This window comes from Micromonospora sp. DH13 (assembly GCF_020873825.1).
GTDB lineage: Bacteria > Actinomycetota > Actinomycetes > Mycobacteriales > Micromonosporaceae > Micromonospora > Micromonospora haikouensis.
In genome coordinates, this window is the sequence record NZ_JAHWGR010000003.1 from 302,606 (window position 1) to 328,346 (window position 25,741).

Consider the following 25,741-nt stretch of genomic DNA (forward strand, 5'->3'; position numbering starts at 1 on the left):
GGCAGCGTTCACGTCAGGACACCCCCAGCTCCCGGTCGATGAAGTCGAAGACCTCGTCGGGGGTGGCGTCCTGGAGCTTCCCGGCGACGGTGTCCCCGCCCGCGCCCGCCGGGGCGTCGTCGGCGTTGAGGGAGGCCAGCAGGGCTCGCAGCCGCTCGGTGATCCGGATCCGGGCGCTGCGGTCCGGTGCCGAGCCGGTGAGCGCCGCCTCCAGCCGGTCCAGCTCCCCGAAGACCGGCGCGACGCCGACCACCCCGCCGTCGACGATCGCCGCCCGCACGTACTCGGCGAGGCCGGCGGCGGTCGGGTAGTCGAAGACGACCGTGGCGGGCAGCCGGACGCCGGTCGCCACGGTGAGCCGGTTGCGCAACTCCACGGCGGTCAGCGAGTCGAAGCCGAGTTCCCGGAACGCCCGGTCGGGTTCGACGGCGTCCATCGAGGCGTGCCCGAGCACGGCGGCGGCCTGGCCGCGTACCAGATCGAGGAGGGTCTTGCGCCGCTCGGCGTCGGTCTGCCCGGCGAGCAGCGCGGCGAGGGACTCGGCGTTCGTGCCGGCGTCGTCGGCCCGCGTGGCGGCGGCCTGCTGCGCCTCGGCGATGCCGGCGAGCAGCGGGCTGGGCCGGACGGCGACGAAGCCGGGCACGTACCGGGCCCAGTCGATGCCGGCCACCAGCGTCGCCGGCTCGCGCCGGGCCACGCAGTGGGCGAGCACGGCGAGCGCGGGGGCGGTGTCGAGGCGGGCGACGCCGGTGCGGCGGCGGCGCTCCTCCACGGCCGGGTCGGCGGCGGCCATCCCGCCGGCCGCCCACGGTCCCCAGGCGATCGACGTGGCCGGCAGGCCCTGCCGGTGCCGCTGCTCGGCCAGCGCGTCGAGGTACGCGTTCGCGGCGGCGTAGCTGCCCTGCCCGGCCGCGCCGAGCTGCCCGGCCATGGCGGAGAACAGCACGAACGCGCGCAGCTCCCGGCCGACGGTCAGCTCGTGCAGGTGCAGCGCGCCGAGCACCTTGGGCCGCAGCACGGTGGCGATCCGGTCGGCGGTGAGCCCGTCGAGGACCCCGTCGTCGAGGACGCCCGCCGCGTGCACGACGGCGGTCAGCGGCGCGTCGGCCGGCACCTCGGTGAGCAGCTTCGCCAGGGCGGCGCGGTCGGCGACGTCGCAGGCGGCGACGGTGACCCGCGTGCCCGCCCCGGTCAGCTCCCGGACCAGGTCGGCGGCGCCCGGGGCGTCGGCGCCCCGGCGGCTGACCAGCAGCAGGTGCTCGGCGCCCCGGGCGGCCAGCCAGCGGGCCACCTCCGCGCCGAGGGCCCCGGTGCCGCCGGTGACGAGGGTGGTGCCCCGGTGGTCGGGCTCGTCGGCGGCGGGGGTCCCGCCGGGGGCCCGAACGAGGCGGCGGACGAGGATCGTGGCCCCGTCGACCGCGACCTGGTCCTCGCCGTCGAGGCCGGCGATGACGGCGCAGAGCAGGTCCCAGCCGTGGTCGTCGAGGGTGGCCGGCACGTCGACTAGGCCGCCCCACCGCTCGGGGTGTTCCAGGGCGACGACCCGGCCGAGGCCCCACAGCAGCGACTGCTCCGGCCGGTCCATCGTCCCGCCCCGGGTGGTGCCGGCCGCGCCCCGGGTGACGCACCACAGCGGTGCGGCCACGTCGAGGTCGCCGAGGGCCTGGACCAGGGCGAGGGACCGGGCGAGGAACGGCGGCACCGGCTGGGTGTCGTCGACCGCGCCGTCGGCGAGGGCGAGCAGCGACAGCACCCCGTCGGCGGGGACCCGTCCGCCGTCGCCGTCACCGGTCGCGGCGGCCAGGTGGGCGGCGACGGCGGCCCGGTCGGTCAGCTCCTCGGGCAGGAGCACCAGCCGCACGTCGGCGCCCCGGCGGGTCAGCTCGGCGACGGCCGCCTCGCCCTCCCCCGCGTGGCGCTCGTCGGCGACGACCCACCAGTCGCCGGAGAGGAAGCTGACGGGCGTGCCGGTGTACGGCTGCCAGACGGGGCGGTAGCGCAGGTCGTCCAGGGTGGAGCGCTCGCGTTGCTGCCGTCGCCAGGAGGCGAGCACCGGCAGGGCCGCGCCGAGCCGTTCGAGGGAGTCGGTGGCGTCCTGCGCGGTGAGTTCCGCGAGCGCGGCCAGGTCCTCCCGCTCGACGGCCGCCCAGAACGCGGAGTCGACGCCGCTCGGGGCCTCGTCCGCGCCGGCCAGCTCGGCCTTCGTGGGCCAGAACCGACCCCGGTCGAACGCGTACGTGGGCAGCGGCACCACGCCGGCCCCGGCGAGGACCTTCGTCAGGTCGACGGGCAGGCCGATCGCGTGCGCGGTGGCCAGGTTGGTCAGCAGCCGGGCCGGGTCGTCGTCACCCCGCCGCAGGCTGCCCAGGGTGTGGCCGGTGACGCCGGCATCGTCGAGGATCGCCGTCACCGGCATCGTCAGCACCGGATGCGGACTGATCTCCACGAACGTGGTGTGCCCGGCGGCAACAGCGACCCGCACGGCCGCGTCGAACTGGACGGTCTGCCGCAGGTTGTCATACCAGTAGTCGGCGGTCATCGACGCCGGATCCACCCAGTCACCGGTGAGCGTCGACACGAGCCGGACCCGACCCGACTGCGGGGCGACGTCAGCCAGATCCGCCCGCAGCCGCTCCGCCACGTCCTGCACCGACGGCGAATGCGACGCGTAGTCCACCGGAATCAACCGCGCCCGGATCCCGTCCGCCTGACACGCATCCACCAGCTCCGCGACCGGCTGCGGCGGACCCGACACGACCACCGTCGACGGGCCGTTCACCGCCGCCACACCCACACCCGGGAACGCGGGGAAACGCTCGGTGACCGCGTCGGCGGACAGGTCCACCGACGCCATCGCACCGGTCCCCCGCAACACCGCAAGCGCCCGCGACCGCAGCGCCACCGTCTTCGCCGCGTCCTCCAGGGACAGGATCCCCGCCACGCAGGCGGCACCGATCTCACCCTGGGAGTGCCCGACCACCGCCTGCGGGGACACGCCCGCGTGCTCCCACACCGCCGCCAGGGCGATGCCCACCGCCCACAGGACCGGCTGCACCACCTCCACCCGTTCCAGCCACGACTCGTCGTCGCCGGTCAGCACCGACACGAGATCCACGTCGAGGTGGGGGGCGAGGGCCCGCTGGCACTCGGCCAGCTTCGCGTCGAACACCGGCGCACGACCCACCAGACCGGCGGCCATGCGTGCCGACTGCGCACCCTGACCCGGGAACACGAACACCGGCCCGGAACCGTGCCCCGACGCCACACCGGCGACCACGTTGCCCGCCGGCTGACCGGACGCAAGCGCGTCCAACCCGGCGAGGAACTCCTCCACACCCGAGCCGACCACGGCAGCCCGCTGGTCGAACGTCGACCGCGTCGTCGCCAGGGACCAACCGACCGCCGCCGGCTCCACGTCGCCGTGCTCGCGCAGGTGCCGCGCGAGGCGGGCCGCCTGACCGGCCAGGGCAGCCTTCGACCGGGCCGACACCGGCCACACCGTCACCCCGGCGACGACCAGGCCCGGACCGCCCGTGCCGTCGGCCGCGATGAGGCCGTCGGTGCCGGTGGCCTCGGCGGCGGGCAGGTCGTCGGGCAGTTCGAGGATGACGTGGGCGTTGGTGCCGGAGATGCCGAACGACGACACCGCCGACCGCCGCGTACGACCCGTCTGCGGCCACGGCGTCGCCTCGGTCGCCAACTCCACCGCGCCCGCAGACCAGTCGATGTGCGGCGACGGCGCGTCCACGTGCAGCGTCGCCGGGACGACGCCCTCCTGCATGGCGAGGACCATCTTGATGATCCCGGCGACGCCGGCCGCCGCCTGCGTGTGGCCGATGTTCGACTTCACCGAGCCGAGCAGCAGCGGCGTCTGGCGGCCCTGCCCGTAGGTGGCCAGGAGCGCCTGCGCCTCGATCGGGTCACCCAGCGTGGTGCCGGTGCCGTGCGCCTCCACCACGTCCACGTCCGCCGTCGACAATCCCGCCGAGGCGAGGGCCTGCCGGATCACCCGCTGCTGCGACGGACCATTCGGCGCGGTGAGCCCGTTCGACGCGCCGTCCTGGTTCACGGCGGAGCCGCGTACGACGGCGAGAACCCGGTGACCGTTACGCCGCGCGTCGGACAGCCGCTCGACGAGGAGCACCCCGACGCCCTCACCCCACCCGGTGCCGTCCGCGCCGGCCGCGAACGCCTTGCAGCGGCCGTCGGCGGCCAGGCCGCGCTGCCGGGAGAACTCCACGAACAGCCCCGGCGTCGCCATCACGGTGACGCCGCCGGCCAGCGCGAGATCGCACTCGCCGCGCCGCAGCGCCTGCACCGCCAGGTGCAACGCCACCAGCGACGACGAACACGCCGTGTCCACCGACACCGCCGGCCCCTCCAACCCCAACGCGTACGCCACCCGACCCGACACCACGCTCGCGGCATTCCCCGTGCCCGCGAAGCCCTCCACCTCGTCCACGGCCACCATGAGCAGGGCCCCATAGTCCTGGCCATTCGTGCCGACGAACACCCCTGTTCGCGAACCCCGCAACCCCGCCGGATCAACCCCTGCCCGCTCCACCGCCTCCCACGACGCCTCCAGCAGCAACCGCTGCTGCGGGTCCATCGCCATCGCCTCACGGGGCGAAATGCCGAAGAAAGCCGCATCGAAGTCGGCCGCCTCGTAGAGGAAGGCGCCGCTGCGGACGTAGGAGGTGCCGGAGGAATAGGGGTCGGGGTCGTACAGCCGGTCGATGTCCCAGCCCCGGTCGCCGGGCAGGTCGGACACGGCGTCGCGGCCGGCGTGCAGCATCTGCCAGAACCGTTCGGGGTCGACGGCACCGCCGGGGAACCGGCAGGACATGGCGACGATGGCGACGGGCTCGTCGTCGGTGAGCGACACGGAGGCGGTCTGCGCGACCGCTTCGGCCCCGCCGCCGAGTTCCTCGTGCAGGTGCCGGGCGAGGACGGTGGGGGTGGGGTAGTCGAAGACGAGGGTCACCGGCAGGCGCAGCCCGGTGGCGGTGGCGAGCCGGTTGCGCAGCTCCACGGCGGTCACCGAGTCGAAGCCGAGGTCCCGGAACGCGTGGTGCGGGTCGACGGCGTCGCCGCCGGCGTACTTGAGGACGGTGGCCGCCTGTCCGCGCACCAGGTCGAGCAGCGCGGCCCGGCGCTCGTCGGCGCTCATCCGGCCGAACGCGGCGGCGGGGCCGGCCTCGTCGGTCTCCTTCGCCTCGGCGAGGCCCTTGCTGGCGGCGAGCTGCTGCGCCTCGGGGATCTCGGCGATCAGCGGCCCGGGCCGGGTGGCGGTGAACGCGACGTAGAACCGGTCCCAGGCGATGTGGGAGATGGTCAGGTACGTCTCGTCGTGCTCGACGGCCTGGTGCAGCGCGGCGACGGCGAGCCGGGGGTGCATCTCGGGTGCGCCGTGGCGGTGCAGCATCCGGCCGAAGTCGCCCTCGGCCATGCCGCCGCCGCCCCAGGCCCCCCAGCCGATGGAGGTGGCGGGCAGGCCGAGGCCGCGGCGGTGCTCGGCGAGGGCGTTGAGGAACGCGTTGCCGGGGGCGTAGTTGCCGACGCCGGAGCTGCCGACGGTGCCGGCCATGGAGGAGAACAGGACGAACGCGTCGAGGTCGTGGTCGCGGGTCAGCTCGTGCAGGTTGAGCGCGGCGGTGACCTTGGCACTGAGGGCGTAGTCGACCTGGTCGAGGGTGAGCGAGCTGATGACCGAGTCGTCGAGGACGGCGGCGGTGTGCACCACGGCGGTGAGCGGGTGTTCGGCGGGCAGGTCGGCGATGACGGCGGCGAGGGCGTCGCGGTCGGCGGCGTCGCAGGCGGCCACGGTGACGCGCGCGCCGAGCCCGGTCAGTTCGGCCTCCAGCTCGGCGATGCCGTCGGCCTGCCGGCCGCGCCGGCTGAGCAGCACCAGGTGGGACGCGCCGTTGGCGGCGAGCCAGCGGGCCATGTGCCCGCCGAGGGCGCCGGTGCCGCCGGTGACGAGGGCGGTGCCGGAGGGCCGCCAGGTCCGGGTGGCGGGGGCGTCGCCGAGCGGGGCGCGCAGCAGCCGCCGGCCGAACGCGCCGGCCCGGCGCAGGGCCACCTGGTCCTCGCCGTCGGCTCCGGCGAGGATGCGGGCGAGGCGGCGGCCGGTGGTGTCGTCCGGGTCGGCGGGCAGGTCGACGAGGCCGCCCCAGCGGTCTGGGTGTTCGAGGGCGGCGACCCGGCCGAAGCCCCAGGCGAGCTGCTGCCCCGGGTGCGGCAGCGGGTCGGCGGGGTCGGTGGAGACCGCGCCGCTGGTCAGCGCCCACAGCGGGGCGCGGACGCCCGCGTCGCCGAGGGCCTGGGTGAGGGTGACGGTGGCGGCGAAGCCGACGGGCACGTGGGGGTGGGCGGGCGTGGGCGTCTCGTCGGGGGCGAGCAGGGAGACGATCCCGGCGGCGGGGTGGGTGGCGGCGAGGTCGCGCAGCCGGGCCGCGAGGGCGTCGCGGTCGGTGCGATCGGCGGCCAGGGCCACGGGTACGACGGTCGCGCCGCGCCGGGCGAGGGCGTCGCGGGTGAACGCGGCGAGCGCGGCACCGGCCCGCTGCTGTCCGGCGGCGCTGCCGTCGGTGTCGGTGCCGTCCGGGCCGGTGACCAGCCACCAGGTGCCGGTGAGGGCGGGCTCGTCGCCGCCGTCCGCAGCGACGGGCAGCCACGCGTCGCGGTACCGCCACGAGTCGATGGTGGCCTGGTCGCGGTGCCGGCGTCGCCAGGCGGTGAGGGCGGGCAGCACGTCGGCGAACGCCGACTCGGGCACGGTGCCGCCGTCGGTGGCGGCGGCGAGTTCGGCGGTGAGCGCGGCCAGGTCGCCGTTCTCGACGGCGGCCCAGAACCGGGCGTCGGACTCACCCTCGGGGGCGGGGCCGGGGGCCGGGGCGGCGGTGGTGGCGGCGGGCCGGGGCCAGTAGAGCTGCCGCTGGAACGGGTACGTGGGCAGGTCGCGGCGGCGCGCGGGCAGCCCGGCGTACGCGGGTCGCCAGTCGACGGGCGTACCCCCGGTGAAGACCTCGGCGACGGCCCGGTGGAACCGGCCGAGGTCGCCCTCGTTGCGCCGCAGGGTGCCGGTGACGGTGACCGCGCCCGGGTCGGCGGCGGCCAGCTCGACGCTCTCCTGCACGGCCATGGTGAGCACCGGGTGGGCGCTCACCTCGACGAACGTCTGGTAGCCGGCGGCGACGAGGCTGCGCACCGCCTCGTCGAAGCGGACGGTCTGGCGCAGGTTGCGGTACCAGTAGTCGGCGTCGAGGCCGGCGGTGTCGAGCCAGTCGCCCGTCACCGTGGACCAGAACCGGATCTCGCCGGTGCGGGGGGTCAGCCCGGCGAGCAGGTCGACCAGCTGCTCGCGCAGCGGCTCGACGTGCGCGGAGTGGGAGGCGTAGTCGACGGGCACCCGGCGGACCCGGGTCTCGCGGGCCTCGTAGTGGGCGACGAGTTCGTCGAGGGCGGCGGAGTCGCCGGAGACGACGACGGAGGTGGGGCCGTTGACGGCGGCGAGCGCGACGCGGCCGTCCCAACGGGCGATGGTGGCGGTGGCCTCGTCGGCGGTGGTGGCGACGGAGACCATGCCGCCGTCCCCGGCGATGCCGGCGATGATCCGGCTGCGCAGGGCGACCACGGCCGCCGCGTCGTCGAGGCTGAGGGCCCCGGCGACGTACGCGGCGGCGATCTCGCCCTGCGAGTGGCCGACGACGGCGGCGGGGCGGACCCCGTACGACTGCCAGAGGGCGGCGAGGGAGACGCCGACGGCGAACAGGGTGGGCTGGACGACGTCGACGCGTTCCAGGGACGGCGCGTCGGGCGCGCCGCGCACCACGTCGACGGGCGACCAGTCGACGTACGGGCGCAGGGCCTCGGCGCACGCGGCGAACGTCTCGGCGAAGACTCCGGCGGTGTCGAGGAGCTCGGCGGCCATGCCGACCCACTGGGAGCCCTGGCCGGGGAAGACGAAGGCGACCTCGCCGGGCGTACCGGTGCCGGTGACGGTGTCCGGGGCGGATTCTCCGGCGGCGAGCGCGCCCAGCGCGGCGGTCAGGCCGGCGCGGTCGGCGGCGAGGACGACGGCCCGGTGGTCGTGGGCGGCGCGGGTGTCCACGAGGGACCAGCCGACGTCGGCGAGGGCGTCGTCGGCGACGGTGTCGAGGTGGTCGGCGAGGTCGCGGGCGCGGGCGGCGAGGGCGTCGGCGGTGCGCCCGGACAGCACCCAGGGCAACTCCCGGGCCGGCGCGGCGGCCTGCTCTGCGGAGGCCGGCGCGGGCTCCTCCTCGGGGGCCTGTTCGAGGATGGTGTGCACGTTGGTGCCGCTGATGCCGAACGAGGAGACCCCGGCGCGGCGGACCCCGTCGGCGGGCTCCCACGGGCGGGCCTCGGTGAGCAGCGCGACGTGGCCGGCGGACCAGTCGACGTGCGGGGTGGGCTCGTCGACGTGCAGGGTGGGCGGCAGCACCCCGTGCCGCATGGCGAGCACCATCTTGATCACCCCGGCGACGCCGGCCGCGGCCTGGGTGTGGCCGACGTTCGACTTGATGGAGCCGAGCCACAGGGGCCGGTCGGCGGGGCGGTCCTGGCCGTAGGTGGCGAGCAGCGCCTGGGCCTCGATCGGGTCGCCGAGGGTGGTGCCGGTGCCGTGCGCCTCCACGGCGTCGACCTGGTCGGCGGTGAGCCCGGCGTTGGCCAGGGCCTGCCGGATGACCCGCTGCTGGGCGGGCCCGTTGGGGGCGGTCAGCCCGTTGGACGCGCCGTCCTGGTTGACGGCGCTGCCCCGCACGATGGCGAGGACGGGGTTGCCGTCGCGGCGGGCGTCGGAGAGCCGCTGGAGCACCAGCAGGCCGACGCCCTCGCCCCAGCCGGTGCCGTCGGCGGCCCCGGCGAACGGCTTGCACCGGCCGTCGGCGGCCAGCCCGCGCTGGCGGGAGAAGCCGACGAAGATGCCGGGGGTGGCCATGACGGTGGCGCCGCCGGCGAGGGCGAGGTCGCACTCCCCCGCCTGCAGGGCCTGCGCGGCGAGGTGCAGGGCGACCAGCGACGACGAGCAGGCCGTGTCGACGGTCACGGCGGGGCCGTGCAGCCCGAAGGTGTACGACAGCCGCCCGGAGATGACGCTCGCGGAGGTGCCGGTGGCGAGGTAGTTCTCGTCGACGTCCCCGGCGGCCATCAGCAGCGAGCCGTAGTCCTGGCCGTTGGTGCCGACGTACACGCCGGTGCGGCTACCGCGCAGCGCGGTCGGGTCGATCCGGGCCCGCTCGAACGCCTCCCAGGTGGCCTCCAGCAGCAGCCGCTGCTGCGGGTCCATGGCGAGGGCCTCGCGGGGGCTGATGCCGAAGAAGGCGGGGTCGAACTCGCCGGCCCCGGCGACGAAGCCGCCCTCCCGCACGTAGCTGGTGCCGAGGTGTTCGGGGTCGGGGTGGTACAGCTCGGCGATGTTCCAGCCGCGCTCGCCGGGCATCAGGGTCATCGCGTCGGTGCCGTCGGCGAGGAGGTCCCACAGTTGCTCCGGCGAGCTGACCCCGCCGGGGAACCGGCAGCTCATGCTGACGATGGCGACGGGCTCGCGGTGGGTGTCGGTGCCGGCGGCGACGACGTCACCGGGGGTGTCGCCGGGCAGCCGGTTGGTCAGCCCGTGCAGGTGGGCGGCCAGCTCGGCGACGGTGGGGTGGTCGAAGACGAGGGTGGCGGGCAGGGTCATGCCCGTCTCGGCCGTGAGCCGGTTACGCAGCTCGACGGCGGTGAGCGAGTCGAAGCCGAGGTCCCGGAAGGTGCGCTCGGGCAGCGGCCTGCCGGCCGGGTAGCCGAGCACCACGGCGGCCTGGGTGCGCACCAGCTCGGTGAGCTGCGGCAGGGACCGGCCGACGACGACGGCCCGGACGGGGCCGGTCGCCACGGCGGGCACGCCGGGCAGGGCCGCGATCAGCGGGTTCGGCCGCCCCCAGGACGCGGCGAGGCGTCCCCAGTCGACGTCGGCCACGGTGACGGCCGGCCCGGCGGCGTTGACGACCCGGCCGAGGGCGCTGACGGCCTCCGCGGCGGGCAGCGGGTTGATGCCGCCCCGGGTGAGCCGGGCGGTGAGCGCGGCGGTGGCGGCGGCCATCCCGTCGGCGGCCCAGGCGCCCCAGGCGACGGCGGTGGCGGGCAGCCCCTGGGCGTGCCGCCACGCGGCGAACGCGTCGAGGTAGGCGTTGGCCGCCGCGTAGTTGCCCTGCCCGGCGCTGCCCACGACCCCGGCGAGGGAGGAGAACAGCACGAACGCGTCGAGGTCCCGGCCGACGGTGGCGTCGTGCAGCACTTGGGCGGCGGTGACCTTGCCGGCGAGGACGGCCTGCATCCGGTCGACGTCGAGTCCGTCGAGGACGCCGTCGGCGACGATCCCGGCGGTGTGCACGACGGCGGTGAGCGCGGGCAGGCCGGCGACGAGGGCGGTGACCGCCTCCCGGTCGGTGACGTCGCAGGCGACGACCCGCACCGCCCCGGTCCCCCGCAGCTCCTCGATCAACTCGGCGGCACCGGGGGCGTCCGCGCCACGCCGGGACGCGAGCACCACCTCGGCCGCCCCGTTGGCCAGCAACCACCGGGCCGTGTGCCGACCCAACGCACCCGTACCCCCGGTCACCAGCACCGTCCCCGACGGACGCCAACCCGACCCCACCGGCGGCGCGGCGGGCACGAGCCGCCGCCCGAGGACGCCCTGCGGGCGGATCGCCACCTGGTCGTGGCCGGCGTCGGCGAGGACGGCGAGCAGGGCGTCCCCGCCCGCCCGGTCGAGCCGGCCGTCGTCAATGCCGCTGCCGGTGACGGGCAGGTCGACGCCGTTGCCGGTGCCGGGCAGGTCGACGAGGCCGCCCCAGCGGTCGGGCTGTTCGAGGGCGATCACCCGGCCGAGGCCCCAGGCCGCCGCGGCCGACGGGTCGGCGATCCGCTCGCCGCCGCCGACGGAGACCGCGCCCCGGGTGAGGCACCACAGCCGGCCGGGCAGGCCGGTGCCGGCGAGCGCCTGGGCGAGGGTGAGCAGCAGCGCGGTGCCGGCGGGCACGGCGGGGGCGTCCGGCAGCGGCGCGTCCCGCTCGGGCAGCAGGCAGACCACCCCGGCCCAGCCCGCTTCCCAGCCCGATTCCCCGGCGTCTCCCCGCTCCCCCGCAGCCCCGTGCTCAGCGCCGGCACCCTGTCCGCCCGCGCTGCCCGGCTCCCCGAGCCGCCGCAGCGCCTCCCCCAGCTCGCCCCGCCCGACCCCACCGCGAACGCCGAGCACCTCGACCCGGGCCCCGCCCCGGCGCAGCGCCTCCACCACCCCGCGATCTTGCAGTTCCGGCCCCGACAAAAGCCGCGTTCCGCCCGTTTCGGGGGCCGCGACTGCAAGATCGGCGGGGAGGATGGGGGTGACGACGAGCCAGCGGCCCGGCAGGGGCCGGGTCGGGGCCAAGGCAGGGGGCACGGGTTTCCAGGTGACGCGGTAGGTCCAGGCGTCCAGCGCGGCGTCGCGCTGGCGGGCCCGCCGCCACGACGACAGCACCGGTACGGCGGGGGCGAGCGCCTCGATCGCGGCGGGATCGTCCTGCACGGCCAGGTGGGACGCCACCTCGGTCAGGTCGCCGCGCTCGACGGCGGCCCAGAAGTCGCCCTCGGTGCCGGCGGCGTGTTCGGCCTGCGCGGCGGCGACCGCGCCGGCCTCGGGCCAGTACCGCTGGTGCTGGAACGCGTACGTCGGCAGGTCCACCCGGGACGCGCCGGTGTCGGCGAACCACGGCCGCCAGCCCACCGACACCCCGTTGACATGCAGCTCCGCCAGGGCGGCCAGCAGACCGGCGACCTCCGGCCGATCCCGACGCTGGGCGGCCACCGCAAGCACGGAAGCCTCAGGCAGCGCCTCCGCCGTCAACGCCGTCAACACACTCTGCGGGCCGACCTCCAGGAACGTGTCCACCCCCGCAGCCCGCAACGCCGCCACCCCGTCGGCGAACCGCACCGCCTCGCGGACATGCCGCACCCAGTAGTCGACGCCACGGATCTCGTCAGGATCGGTTAGCGCCCCGGTCACGTTCGACACGACGGGCAGCTCGGGCGCGGCGAAGGTCAGCCGCGACAGCACCGCCCGGAACTTCGCGAGCATCGGCTCCATCAACGGACTGTGGAACGCGTGACTCACCGCCAACCGACGGGTCCGCACCCCCCGACCCCGCCACGCCCGCTCCACCACGTCCAAGGCGTCCACCGCACCCGACACCACGACGGACTCAGGACCATTGACCGCGGCGATCCCCACCCGGTCCGACAACCCGTCCAACGAGGACAGCACGTCCGCCTCGGCCGCATTGACCGCCAACATCCCACCACCGGCCGGCAACGCCTGCATCAACCGACCCCGCGCCACCACCAGAGCACACGCATGCTCCAGCGACAACACCCCCGCCACATGCGCGGCCACGATCTCACCAACCGAATGACCACCCACGAAGTCCGGCACCACACCGAACGACTCCACCAGACGGAACAGGGCCACCTCGACCGCGAACAACCCCGCCTGCGTGAACACCGTCGAATCCAGCAGCCCCGCCTCAGCGGAGCCCTCCGAAGCGAACAGCACCGACTTCAACGGCTGCGGCAACGCCCGGTCCAGGTGCCCGCACACCTCGTCCAGCACCGACGCGAACACCGGGAACGACGCGTACAACTCCCGACCCATCCCCGCCCGCTGCGCGCCCTGACCGGAGAAGAGCACGGCGAGCTGGCCGCGCGAGGTGGCCGTACCGGACAGGACGTTGCCGGCCGGGGTGCCGGCGGCGAGGGCGCGCAGCCCGGCGAGGAGATCGTCGCGGCCCGTCGCCGCGACCACCGCGCGGCTGTCCAGGGCAGCGCGGGAGGTGGCCGACGACCACGCCACGTCGAGGGGGCGTGCGTCGGGGTCGGCGTCGAGCCGGGCGGCCCAGCGGCCCGCCTGCGCGGCGAGGGCGGCGTCGGTGCGGGCGGACAGCAGCACCGGCACGGCGGGCAGCGCCCGCGCGGGGGCGAGGTCCTCAGGCGCCGCGTCGGCGGAGGGGGCCTGCTCGATGATGGTGTGCGCGTTGGTGCCGGAGACGCCGAACGACGACACGGCGGCCCGGCGGGGCCGGTCCACGGCCGGCCACGGCCGTGCCTCGGTGGCGAGTTCCACGGCCCCGGCGGACCAGTCGATGTGCTGCGACGGCGCGTCGACGTGCAGGGTGGGCGGCACGACGCCGTGCCGGATGGCCTGCACCATCTTGATCACACCGGCGACGCCGGCGGCGGCCTGGGTGTGGCCGATGTTCGACTTGACCGACCCCAGCAGCAGCGGCATGTCCCGCCCCTGCCCGTACGTGGCGAGCAGCGCCTGCGCCTCGATCGGGTCGCCGAGCCGGGTGCCGGTGCCGTGCGCCTCCACGACGTCCACGTCCACCGGCGACAGGCGCGCCGAGGCGAGGGCGTGGCGGATGACGCGCACCTGGGAGGGGCCGTGCGGGGCGGACAGCCCGTTGGACGCGCCGTCGGAGTTGACGGCGCTGCCCTGCACGACGGCGAGGATCGGGTAGCCGTGGCGTTGGGCGTCGGAGAGCCGGGCGAGCAGCAGCATGCCGACGCCCTCGGACCAGGAGGTGCCGTCGGCGGCGGCGGCGAACGCCTTGCACCGGCCGTCGGCGGCCAGCCCGCGCTGCCGGCTGAAGCCGACGAAGACCGCCGGGGTGGGCATGACGGTGACGCCGCCGGCCAGGGCCAGCTCGCAGTCGCCGTTGCGCAGCCCCTGGGCGGCGAGGTGGATCGCGACGAGCGACGAGGAGCAGGCGGTGTCGACGGTGACGGCCGGCCCTTCGAGGCCGAGCGTGTACGCGACGCGGCCGGAGATGACGCTGGTGGCGTTGCCGGTGAGCAGGTGCCCCTCGCCGTTCTCGGCCTGCGCCATGATCCCGTCGTAGCCGTGCGAGGCCGCGCCGACGAACACGCCGGTGCGGCTGCCCCGCATGGTGGCCACGGGCAGGCCGGCCCGCTCGAACGACTCCCACGCGGTCTCCAGCAGCAGCCGCTGCTGCGGGTCCATCGCGAGGGCCTCGCGGGGGCTGATGCCGAACAGGTCGGCGTCGAAGTCGGCGGCGTCGTAGACGAAGCCGCCCTCGGAGACGTAGCTGGTGCCGGGGTGGTCGGGGTCGGGGTGGAACAGCCGGTCCAGGTCCCAGCCCCGGTCGGCGGGGAACGGGCCGATGCCGTCCCCGCCGTCGCGGACGAGGTCCCACAGCTGCTCGGGCGAGGCGACGCCGCCCGGGTAGCGGCAGCTCATCGCGACGATGGCGATGGGTTCGCCGTCGCGGGCCTCCAGCTCCCGCAGCCGACGCCGGGTGCGCCGCAGCTCCGAGGTCGTACGCTTCAGGTACTCGACGTACTTCTCGTCCTCGTTGCTCACCGTGGACCCACCTCACTCGGCATGCCGTGGTCGTTGCGGCTGGTCACGACGTCTCCAGCTCGCGGTCGATCAGGTCGAAGATGTTCTCGGCGGTGGCCGACTCCAGGTCGTCGTCGCCGCCCGCGTCGGACTGCCGCTCGGCCAGCCGGTCCAGCAGGCCGTGCAGCCGGTCGGTGATGCGGCGGAACTCGTCGTCGGCCGGGTCGAGGCCGGCGAGGGCCGCCTCGATGCGGTCGAGGTCCAGGCTGGCCCCGGCGAGCGCCCCGCCCCCGGTCCCGCCGGCACCGGCCCCGCCGGGCCCCGCCCCGAAACCAGCCGCCGCCGCCGGGGCGAGCTGCTCGGCGAGGTGCGCGGCGAGCGCGGCCGGCGTCGGATTGTCGAAGACGAGGGTGGCGGGCAGCCGCAGCCCGGTGGCCGCGCCGAGCCGGTTGCGCAGCTCGACGGCGGTCAGCGAGTCGAAGCCGAGTTCGCGGAAGGCCCGGGTCGGCTCGATGCCGGCCGGGTCGCCGTGGCCGAGGACGACGGCGACGTTCGACAGCACCAGGTCGCGCAGGGCGCGTACCCGCTTGTCGGCGGTGAGGCCGGCGAGCCGCGCCGCGTACGCCTGCCCGTCGGCGGCCTCACCGGCGGCGGCCCGGCGGCCGGCGGCGCGGACCAGCCCGGTCAGCAGCGGGTGCACGGGCGCGCCCGGCGCGGCGACCCCGGTGCTGATCTTCGCGGGCATCAGCACGGCCCGCTCGGACCGCCAGGCGGCGTCGAACAGGGCGAGGGCCTCCTCGTTGGACAGGGCGGCCATGCCGCCCCGGTCGAGGCGGCGGATGTCGGCGGCGTCGAGGTGCCCGGTCATGCCGCTGGCCTGCGCCCACCGGCCCCAGCTCAGGGAGACCGCCGGCAGGCCGAGGGCCCGCCGGTGCTCGGCGAGGGCGTCGAGGAACGCGTTGCCGGCGGCGTAGTTGCCCTGCCCCGGGCCGCCGAAGACCCCGGCGGCGGCGGAGAACAGCACGAACGCGGTCAGCTCGTGGCCGGTCGTGGCGCGGTGCAGGTTCCAGGCGGCGTCGACCTTCGGCCGCAGCACGGCGGCGAGCCGGTCGGGGGTCATCGACTCCAGCACCCCGTCGTCGAGGACACCGGCCGCGTGCACGACGGCCCGCAGCGGGTGCCGGGCGTCCACCATGGACAGCACGTCGGCGACGGCGTCCGGGTCGGCCAGGTCGGCGGCGACGATCGACACGTCCGCGCCGAGCGCCTTGAGGTCGGCCAGCAGCGCGTCGGCGCCCTCGGCGTCGGGTCCGCGCCGGCTGACCAGCAGGAGCTGCCGGGCGTCGTGTGCGGTGACCAGGTGCCGGCAGAGCAGCGCGCCGAGGGTGCCGGTCGCGCCGGAGACGAGGACGGTGCCGTCGAGGCGGGGCACCTGCGGGATGCTCAGGGCGAGCTTGCCGACGTGCCGGGCCTGGCTGAGGAAGCGGAACGCCTCCGGGGCGCGGCGGACGTCCCAGTCGCGGCGGGGCAGCGGGCGCAGCGCGCCGGTGGCGAACAGCGCCACCAGTTCGGCGAGCATCTCGCCGATCTTGTCCTGGCCGGCCTCGATGAGGTCGAACACCTGGTAGCCGACGCCGGGATGGTCGGCGGCGACCCGCTGCGGGTCCCGCTTGTCGGTCTTGCCCATCTCGACGAACCGGCCGCCGGGGGCGAGCAGCCGCAGCGACGCGTCGACGTACTCGCCGCTGAGCGCGTTGAGCACGACGTCGACGCCGCGCCCGCCGGTGCGGTCGCGGAACGCGTCGACGAAGTCGAGGCTGCGGGAGGAGGCGACGTGCGCGTCGTCGAAGCCGGTGGCGCGCAGCGCCGGCCACTTGCCGGGGCTGGCCGTGCCGTAGACCTCCGCGCCGAGGTGGCGGGCGATCTGCACGGCGGCCATGCCGACGCCGCCGGCCGCCGCGTGCACCAGCACGGACTCGCCCGCGTCGAGGCGGGCCAGCTCGACCAGGCCGTACCAGGCGGTGAGGAAGACCACCGGCACGGCGGCGGCCTCCGCGTACGACCAGCCGTCGGGGATGCGGGTGACGAGGCGGTGGTCGGTGACGGCGACGCTGGCGAACGAGCCGGAGAACAGGCCCATCACCCGGTCGCCGGGGGCCACGCCGGTGACGCCGGGGCCGACGTCGAGCACCACGCCCGCGCCCTCGTTGCCCAGCACCTCCTGGTCGGGGACCATGCCGAGGGTCAGCACGACGTCCCGGAAGTTGAGGCCGGAGGCGCGCATCGCGACGCGTACCTGCCCGGCCGGCAGCGCGTCGCCGACCTCGGGGCAGGGCAGCACGGCCAGGTTCTCCAGGGTGCCCTTCTCGGTGACGTCGAGCCGCCACGGCACGTCGTCGCCGGGCAGGGCCAGCGTGCCGGCGTCGCGGGCCCGCACCAGCCGGGGCACGAGCAGCGCGCCGTCGCGCACGGCGACCTGCGGCTCGCCGCAGGCGACGGCCGCCGGGACGGCCGCGAGGCAGCCGGCGTCGTCGTCGGCGTCCAGCAGCGTGAACCGGCCGGGGTGCTCCGCCTGCGCCGAGCGGACCAGCCCCCACAGGGCGGCGCGCGCCAGGTCGCGGGGGGCCTCGCCGGGGGCCGCGCCGACCGCCCCGGCGGTGCGCAGCACCAGGCGGGACCGCTCCAGGGCGGGTTCGGCGAGCCAGCCCTGCACGAGCGCGAGAGCCTCCCGGGCCGCGTCGTGCGCGGCGTCGCCGGCCCGCGCCGGGTCCGCGCCGCCCCACTGCGCGACCACCACATCGGGTACGTCGCCGCAGCGCTCGACCTCGGCGGCGAGGGCGGCCAGGTCGGCGTGGGCGGTCACGGGGTGCCCGGCGGCGGCCAGCGCGGCGGCGAGGCCGGCCGGGTCGTCGCCGAGCAGCGCCCAGCGGGTGCCGCCCGTGGCGTCCGTGCCGCCCGTGGCGTCGGCCGGCTGGTCCAGTGGGGTCCAGTCGAGGTGGAACAGGCAGTTGCGGCGCAGGGCGGCGGCCTCGTCGGCCCGGCCGGCGGCGACCGGGCGGAACGTCAGCGACTCGACGGTGGCGACGGGCTGCCCGGCGGTGTCGGCGAGCGTGACGGCGAGGGTGTCGGGGCCGAGGGGGCGCAGCCGCACCCGCAGCCGGGTCGCCCCGTGGGCGTGCAGGCCGACGGCGCGGAACGCGAACGGCAGCCAGCCCGTGCCGGCGGTGTCGCCGCTGGCGGCCACGTCGCCGTCGCGCTTGCCGTCACTGTCGCGGTTGCCGTCGCCGAGCAGCCCGGTGAGGCCGCTGGCCTGGAGCGCCGCGTCGAACAGGGCGGGGTGCAGGCCGAAGCGGGGCGCGTCGGCGGCCACCGCGTCGGGCAGGGCCACCTCGGCGTACGCCTCGTCGACGCCGCGCCACACCCGGCGCAGGCCCCGGAAGGCCGGGCCGTAGCCGAGGCCGCCGCCGGCCATGTCGGCGTACCAGGCGTCGAGGTCCGCGTCGACCTCGACGGCGTCGGCGGGCGGCCACTCCCCCGGCACGACCAGCGGGGCGGGGAGCTGCGGCAGCAGCAGGCCCTCGGCGTGCCGGGTCCACTCGCCGTCGCCGTCGCCCTCGGGGCGGGAGTGCACGGTGACGGTCCGCTCGCCGGTGTCGCTGGGCGCGCCGACGCGTACCTGCACCTGCACGGCCCCGGCCGGTGGGACGACGAGCGGGCTGATCAGGGTGAGGTCGCCGACCTGGCCGGCGTCGACCTCGTCGCCGGCCCGGACGACCATGTCGACGATCCCGGTCCCGGGGACGATCACCGCCCCGCCGACGGCGTGGTCCGCGAGCCACGGGTGGGTACGCACCGACAGCCGGCCGGTGAGCACGACCGTCTGGTCGTCGGCGACGGGGATCGCGGCGCTGAGCAGGGGGTGTCCGGCGTCCTGGAGGCCGGCGGCCCCGACGTCCCGGACCTGGTGGGCGGGTGGCTCCAGCCAGTACCGGCCCCGGTCGAACGCGTAGGTGGGCAGCGGCACCATGCCGGTCGCGGCGAGGACCTTCGTCAGGTCGACGGGCAGGCCGATCGCGTGCGCGGTGGCCAGGTTGGTCAGCAGCCGCATCGGGTCGTCGTCACCCCGCCGCAGGCTGCCCAGGGTGTAACCGGTGACGCCGGCATCGTCGAGGATCGCCGTCACCGGCATCGTCAGCACCGGGTGCGGACTGATCTCGACAAACGTGGTGTGCCCGGCCGCGACAGCGACCCGCACGGCCGCGTCGAACTGGACGGTCTGCCGCAGGTTGTCATACCAGTAGTCGGCGGTCATCGACGCCGGGTCGACCCAGTCACCGGTGAGCGTCGAGACCAGGCGGGTGTGGCCGGGGCGGGGAGTGATGTCGGCCAGGTCGGCGCGCAGCCGTTCCGCCACGTCCTGCACCGACGGGGAATGCGACGCGTAGTCCACCGGAATCAGGCGGGCGCGGATCCCCTCGGCCTGACACGCGTCCACCAGGTCGGCCACGGGCTGCGGCGGCCCGGACACGACCACCGTCGACGGGCCGTTCACGGCGGCCACACCCACACCCGGGAACGCGGGGAGACGCTCGGTGACCGCGTCAGCGGACAGGTCCACCGACGCCATCGCACCCGTCCCCCGCAACACCGCAAGAGCCCGCGACCGCAGGGCGACCGTCTTCGCCGCGTCCTCCAGGGACAGAATCCCGGCGACACACGCCGCACCGATCTCACCCTGCGAGTGACCCACCACCGCCTGCGGGGACACGCCCGCCTGCTCCCAGACGGCGGACAAGGCGATGCCCACCGCCCACAGGACCGGCTGCACCACCTCCACCCGCTCCAACCACGACTCGTCCCCACCGGTCAACACCGACACGAGATCCACGTCGAGGAACGGGGCAAGGGCACGCTGACACTCGGCGAGCCGCGCGTCGAACACCGGCGCACGACCGACCAGACCGGCGGCCATGCGTGCCGACTGCGCACCCTGACCCGGAAACACGAACACCGGCCCGGAGCCGTGACCAGAGGCGACACCGCTGACCACGTTGCCCGCCGGCTGGCCACCAGCCAGGGCGTCCAGCCCCGACAGCAGCTCCTCGACCCCAGACCCGACCACGGCGGCCCGCTGGTCGAACGTCGACCGCGTCGTCGCCAGGGACCAACCGACCGCCGCGGTGTCCAGCACGCCGTGCTCCCGCACGTACGCGGCCAGCCGTCCGGCCTGACCAGCCAGGGCCGCCTTCGACCGAGCCGACACCGGCCACACCGTCACGTCGGCGTCGACCAGCCCCGGCGCGCGGGCCCCGGCCTGCGCGTCGGCGGGCTCGTCGCCCTGCTCGACGATGACGTGCGCGTTGGTGCCGGACATGCCGAACGACGACACCGCCGCCCGACGGGGCCGGTCCGTCCCGGGCCACGGGGTGGCCTCGGTGACCAGTTCGACGGCTCCGGCCGTCCAGTCGATGTGCCCCGACGGGGCGTCCACGTGCAGGGTGGCGGGCACGGTCCCGTGCCGCATCGCGAGAACCATCTTGATGATCCCGGCGACACCGGCGGCCGCCTGCGTGTGGCCGATGTTCGACTTGATCGACCCGAGCAGCAGCGGCGCGGCGTCGCCCCGACCCTGGCCATAGGTCGCAAGGAGCGCCTGCGCCTCGATCGGGTCACCCAACGTGGTGCCCGTCCCGTGGGCCTCCACCACGTCCACATCGGCCGTGGACAGCCCCGCCGACGCGAGGGCCTGCCGGATCACCCGCTGCTGCGACGGACCATTCGGCGCCGTCAACCCGTTCGACGCACCGTCCTGGTTCACCGCGCTCCCCCGCACCACGGCGAGCACCCGGTGACCGTTACGCCGAGCGTCCGACAGCCGCTCCACCAGGAGCACCCCGACGCCCTCACCCCAGCCAGTGCCGTCCGCCGCCTCGGCGAACGCCTTGCACCGGCCGTCGGCGGCGAGGGCCCGCTGGCGGGAGAACTCGGCGAAGGTGGCGGGGGTGGTCATCACGGTGACGCCGCCGGCCAGCGCCAGGTCGCACTCGCCGCGCCGCAGCGCCTGCACCGCCAGGTGCAGGGCGACGAGGGACGACGAACACGCCGTGTCCACCGACACCGCCGGCCCCTCCAACCCCAACGCGTACGCCACCCGACCCGACACCACACTCGCCGCGTTGCCGGTGCCCGCGAAGCCCTCCGCAGCATCGGCGGACATCATCAACAGGGCCCCATAGTCCTGGCCGTTGGTGCCGACGAACACCCCTGTTCGCGAACCCCGCAACCCCGCCGGGTCAACCCCTGCCCGCTCCACCGCCTCCCACGACGCCTCCAGCAACAGGCGCTGCTGCGGGTCCATCGCCGCGGCCTCACGGGGCGAGATGCCGAAGAAGGCCGCGTCGAAGTCGGCGGCGTCGTGGAGGAAGCCGCCCTGGTCGGCGTAGCTGGTGCCGGGGGTGGCGGGGTCGGGGTCGAAGAGCCGGTCGAGGTCCCAGCCCCGGTTGGTGGGGAAGTCGCCGATGGCGTCGACGCCGTCGGCGACGAGCCGCCAGAGCTGGTCGGGGTCGGCGATGCCGCCGGGGTAGCGGCAGGCCATGCCGACGATGGCGACGGGGTCGTCGCCGTCCACGGTGGGCGCGGCGGCGGCCGGGGCGGGGTCGGCGGCGTCGCCGAGGAGGCCGGCGAGCAGGAAGCGGGCCAGCACGATCGGGCTGGGGTGGTCGAAGACGAGGGTGGTGGGCAGGGCCTGCCCGGTGGCGGCGGCGAGCCGGTTGCGCAGTTCCACGGCGGTGAGCGAGTCGAAGCCGAGGTCCCGGAACGCGGTGGTGGCGCCGATGGCGGCGGGTCCGCCGTCGTGGCCGAGCACGTCGGCGGCATGGTCGCGGATCAGGTCGGCGAGGGTCTCCTCGCGGCGGGCCGGGGTGAGCCCGGCGAGGCGGCGGCGCAGGGTCGCGGCGGGGCCGTCGTCGCCGTCGTCGGTGGGTGCGCCGCCGTCGAGGGCGGCCTTCGCCTCGGGTACGCCCTCCAGCAGGGGCCGCCGCCGGGCGGAGGCGTACGCGGGGGCGAACCGGGTCCAGTCGACGTCGGCGACGGTGAGGGTGACGTCGTCGTGGTCGAGGGCCTGCGCGAGCGCGCCCATGGCGACGGCGGGGTCCATGGCGGGTACGCCCCGGCGGCGCAGCTGCTGGTCGGAGTCGGCCCCGTGCATGCCGCCGTCGGCCCAGGGGCCCCAGGCGACGGCGGTGCCGGCGTGCCCGTCGGCGCGGCGCTGCTGCACGAGCGCGTCGAGGTAGGCGTTGCCGGCGGCGTAGCCTGCCTGGCCGGCGCTGCCCCAGGTGGCGGCGATGGACGAGTAGACGACGAAGGCGTCGAGGTCCCGGTCGGCGAGCAGGTCGTGCAGGTGGGTCGCGCCGGTGGTCTTGCCGCCGGTCACCTCGGCCAGTTCGGCGGCGGTGACCTCGGCGAGGGGGGTGGTCTGGGCGACGCCGGCGGTGTGCACGACGGTGCGCACGGGCGGGCCGTCGGCTTCGACGCGGCGCAGCAGGTCGGCGAGGGCGGCCCGGTCGGCGATGTCGCAGGCGGCGACGGTGACCCGGGTGCCGAGGGCGGTGAGTTCGGCTTCGAGGTCGGCGGCGCCGGGGGCGGCGGGGCCGCGCCGGCTGACGAGGACGACGTGTTCGGCTCCGGCTGCGGCGAGCCAGCGGGCGGCGCGCGCGCCGAGGCCGCCGGTGCCGCCGGTGATGAGGGCGGTGCCGGTGGGCGTGTAGCGGCGGGCCGGGGGGCGGTCGCCGAGGGCGGCGCGGACGAGGCGGCGGGCGAAGACGCCGGGGCCGCGTACGGCGAGCTGGTCCTCGCCGGTCGTGCCGGTGAGGATCGCGGCGAGCCGGCCGGCGGCGCGGGCGTCGGGTCGGGTGGGCAGGTCGACGAGGCCACCCCAGCGGTGCGGGGCCTCGACGCTGACGACCCGGCCGAGGCCCCAGGTGGCGGCCTGGGCGGGGTCGGCGAGCCGGTCGTACGCGGCGGCGGCGACGGCGCCCCGGGTGACCAGCCACAGCGGGGCGTCGTGGCCGGCGTCGCCGAGGGCCTGGGTGAGGGCGAGGGTGGCGGCGAGGCCGGGCAGGGTGGCGGCGTCGGCCGATGGTGCCCAGGCGAGCAGGGAGACGACCCCGGCGAGCGGGGTGTCGCCGAGGGCGGCGGCGAGGGCGGCGCGGTCGGCGTCGGGGGCGACGGTCAGCGGCAGCGGGTCGGCCCCGGCGTCGGTGAGCGCGGCGCGGACGGCGGCCACGGCCGGGTCGTCGGCGTGGCCGGCGGGGAGCGCGAGGAGCCAGGTGCCGGCGAGCCGGCCGGGGGTGGGTTCGGCGGTGACCTGCCATTCGGCGCGGTAGCGCCAGCCGTCGAGGAGGCCGTGTTCCTGCCGCTGCCGCCGCCAGTCGGCGAGGGCGGGCAGCAGGGCGCGCAGGGAGTCGGCGGTGGCGTCGTCGATGTGGAGGGTGTCGCGCAGGGCGTCGAGGTCGGCGCGTTCGACGGCGTCCCAGAACCGGTGGTCGAGCGGGTCGGTGCCGGTGGCGGGGTCGGTGGGGGCCTCGGCGGGCACCCAGTAGTGCTGCCGCTCGAACGGGTAGGTGGGCAGGTCGACGAGGCGGCCGGGCCGGTCGGCGAGGACGTCGGCCCAGCGGACGCCGGTGCCGGCGACGTGCAGGTGGGCGAGCGCGGCGAGGAGGGCGCGGCGTTCGGGGCGGTCGCGGCGCAGGGCGGGCACGACGGCGGCGGGGGCCACGTCGGCGGCGGCGGTGACGGTGGCGAGGGTCTCCTCGGCGGCGGCGGCGAGGACGGCGTCGGGGCCGACCTCGACGAAGGTGCCGACGCCGTGGGCGCGCAGGGTGCGTACGCCGTCGGCGAAGCGGACGGCCTCGCGGACGTGCCGCACCCAGTAGTCGGTGCTGCGGATCGCCTCCGGGTCGGCGAGGTCACCGGTCAGGTTGGACACGATCGGCAGGGCCGGCGCGCGCAGGTCGAGGCCGGCGACGACGGCCGCGAACCCGGCCAGCATGGGTTCCATCAACGGGCTGTGGAACGCGTGGCTGACCTTCAGCCGCCGCGTCTTCACCCCGCGCGCGGCCCACCGCCCGGCCACCTCGTCCACGGCGGACGCCGCGCCCGACACCACGACGGACGTCGGGCCGTTGACGGCGGCGATCCCGACCGGGCCGGTCACCCCGTCCAGCGACTCGACGACGGATGCCTCGTCAGCGGCGACCGCCAGCATCGCCCCACCGGGCGGCAACGCCTGCATCAGCCGACCCCGCGCCGCGACCAGCTTCGCCGCGTCGGCGAGGGTCAACACCCCGGCGACGTGCGCGGCGACGACCTCCCCGATGGAGTGGCCCGCGACGAGGTCCGGGGCGATGCCGAAGGAGCCGAGGAGCCGGTGCAGGGCCACCTCGACGGCGAACAGGCCGGCCTGGGTGAACACGGTCTGGTCGAGCAGCGCGGCCTCGGGCGTGCCGGCGTCGGCGAACAGCACCTCCCGCAGCGGCCGGGGCAGGTGCGGGTCGAGCGCGGCGCACACCTCGTCGAGGGCCTGCGCGAAGACGGGGAACGCGGCGGCCAGCTCACGGCCCATGCCGGCGCGCTGCGCGCCCTGCCCGGAGTAGAGGAACGCGACGGCGCCGCGTTCGGCGGCGGCACCGGTGACGAGGCCGGGGGCGTGCCGGTCGTCGGCGAGGGCGGTCAGGGCGGCGAGCAGCCCGTCGGTGTCGTCGGCGAGGACGACGGCCCGGTGTTCCAGGGGGCTGCGGGAGGTCACCGAGGACCAGGCGACGTCGGCGGGGTGGGGGGCGGCGTCGGCGACGTACCGGGACCACTGCTCGGCCTGGCGGCGCAGCGCGGTGCGCGTGCGGCCGGTGAGCAGCACGGGCGCGGGCGGCTCGGGGCGGTCGGCGGCGGTCGCGGTGTCGGCGGCCTCGGGCTGTTCGAGGATGAGGTGGGTGTTGGTGCCGCTCATGCCGAACGAGGAGACGGCGGCCCGGCGGGGCCGGTCCACGGCGGGCCACGGGGTGGGCTCGGTGACGAGGGTGACCGCGCCGGCGGCCCAGTCGACGTGCGGGGTGGGCTCGTCGACGTGCAGGGTGGCGGGCACGGTGCCGTGCCGCATCGCCAGGACCATCTTGATGATGCCGGCGATGCCGGCGGCGGCCTGGCTGTGGCCGAGGTTGGACTTGATCGAGCCGAGCAGCAGTGGCGCGGCGTCGCCCCGGTCCTGGCCGTAGGTGGCGAGCAGGGCCTGGGCCTCGATGGGGTCGCCGAGGGTGGTGCCGGTGCCGTGGGCCTCGACGACGTCGACGAGGTCGGGGGTGAGCTTCGCGCCGGCCAGGGCCTGCCGGATGACCCGCTGCTGGGCGGGGCCGTTGGGGGCGGTGAGCCCGTTGGACGCGCCGTCGGAGTTGACGGCGGAGCTGCGGATGATGCCGAGGACGGGGTGGCCGTTGCGGCGGGCGTCGCTGAGGCGTTCGAGCAGGAGCATGCCGACGCCCTCGGACCAGCCGGTGCCGTCGGCGGCGGCGGCGAACGACTTGCACCGGCCGTCGGCGGCGAGCCCGCGCTGGCGGGAGAACTCGACGAACGGGCCGGGGGTGGCCAGCACGGTCGCGCCGCCGGCGAGGGCGAGGCCGCACTCGCGCTGGCGCAGGGCCTGGCAGGCGAGGTGGACGGCGACCGACGACGACGAGCAGGCGGTGTCGACGGTGACGGTGGGCCCCTCCAGGCCGAAGGTGTAGGCGAGCCGGCCGGAGACGACGCTGGCGGCGGAGCCGGTGAGGACGTAGCCCTCGACGCCGGGGGCGCGGTGCAGCACGGCGGCGTAGTCCTGGCCGGAGGTGCCGACGAACGCGCCGGTGCGGCTGCCGCGCAGGGACAGCGGGGCGATGCCGGCGCGTTCGAACAGCTCCCAGGTGACCTCCAGCAGCAGCCGCTGCTGCGGGTCCATGGCGAGGGCCTCACGCGGGGAGATCCCGAACAGGGCGGCGTCGAAGCGCCCGGCGTCGTAGAGGAACCCCCCGGCGGCGGTGTACGAGGTGCCGGGGTTGTCGGGGTCGGGGTGGTGCAGCCGGTCGAGGTCCCAGCCCCGGTCGGTGGGGAACTCGCCGATGGCGTCGCCGCCGGCGGAGACGAAGTCCCACAGCGCCTCGGGTGAGCTGATGCCGCCGGGGTAGCGGCAGCTCATCGCGACGATGGCGACCGGCTCGGACTCCTCGGCGGTGACCTCGCGCAGCCGCTGGCGGGTCTGGTGCAGCTCGGCGATGACCCGCGTGAGGTACTCGCGCAGCCTCTCTTCGTCCGCCATGG

General features: G+C 76.4%; 2 protein-coding genes. Both read right to left on the minus strand.

All coding sequences use genetic code 11. From position 1 onward, the window contains the following. Window positions 1-13 precede the first annotated feature (13 nt). Window positions 14-14,419, minus strand: coding sequence for a type I polyketide synthase (locus LPA42_RS04750; RefSeq protein WP_228986344.1), 14,406 nt, complete (start codon window positions 14,417-14,419; stop codon window positions 14-16). 43 nt (window positions 14,420-14,462) lie between these two features. Beyond that, window positions 14,463-25,739 (minus strand): type I polyketide synthase, encoded by an 11,277-nt coding sequence (locus LPA42_RS04755; protein WP_228986345.1) that lies wholly within the window; start codon window positions 25,737-25,739, stop codon window positions 14,463-14,465. Window positions 25,740-25,741 lie beyond the last annotated feature (2 nt).

Excerpts from the sequence above, each read along its gene's own strand:
- LPA42_RS04755 (WP_228986345.1), bottom strand. The coding sequence starts at position 25,739 with ATGGCGGACGAAGAGAGGCTGCGCGAGTACCTCACGCGGGTCATCGCC.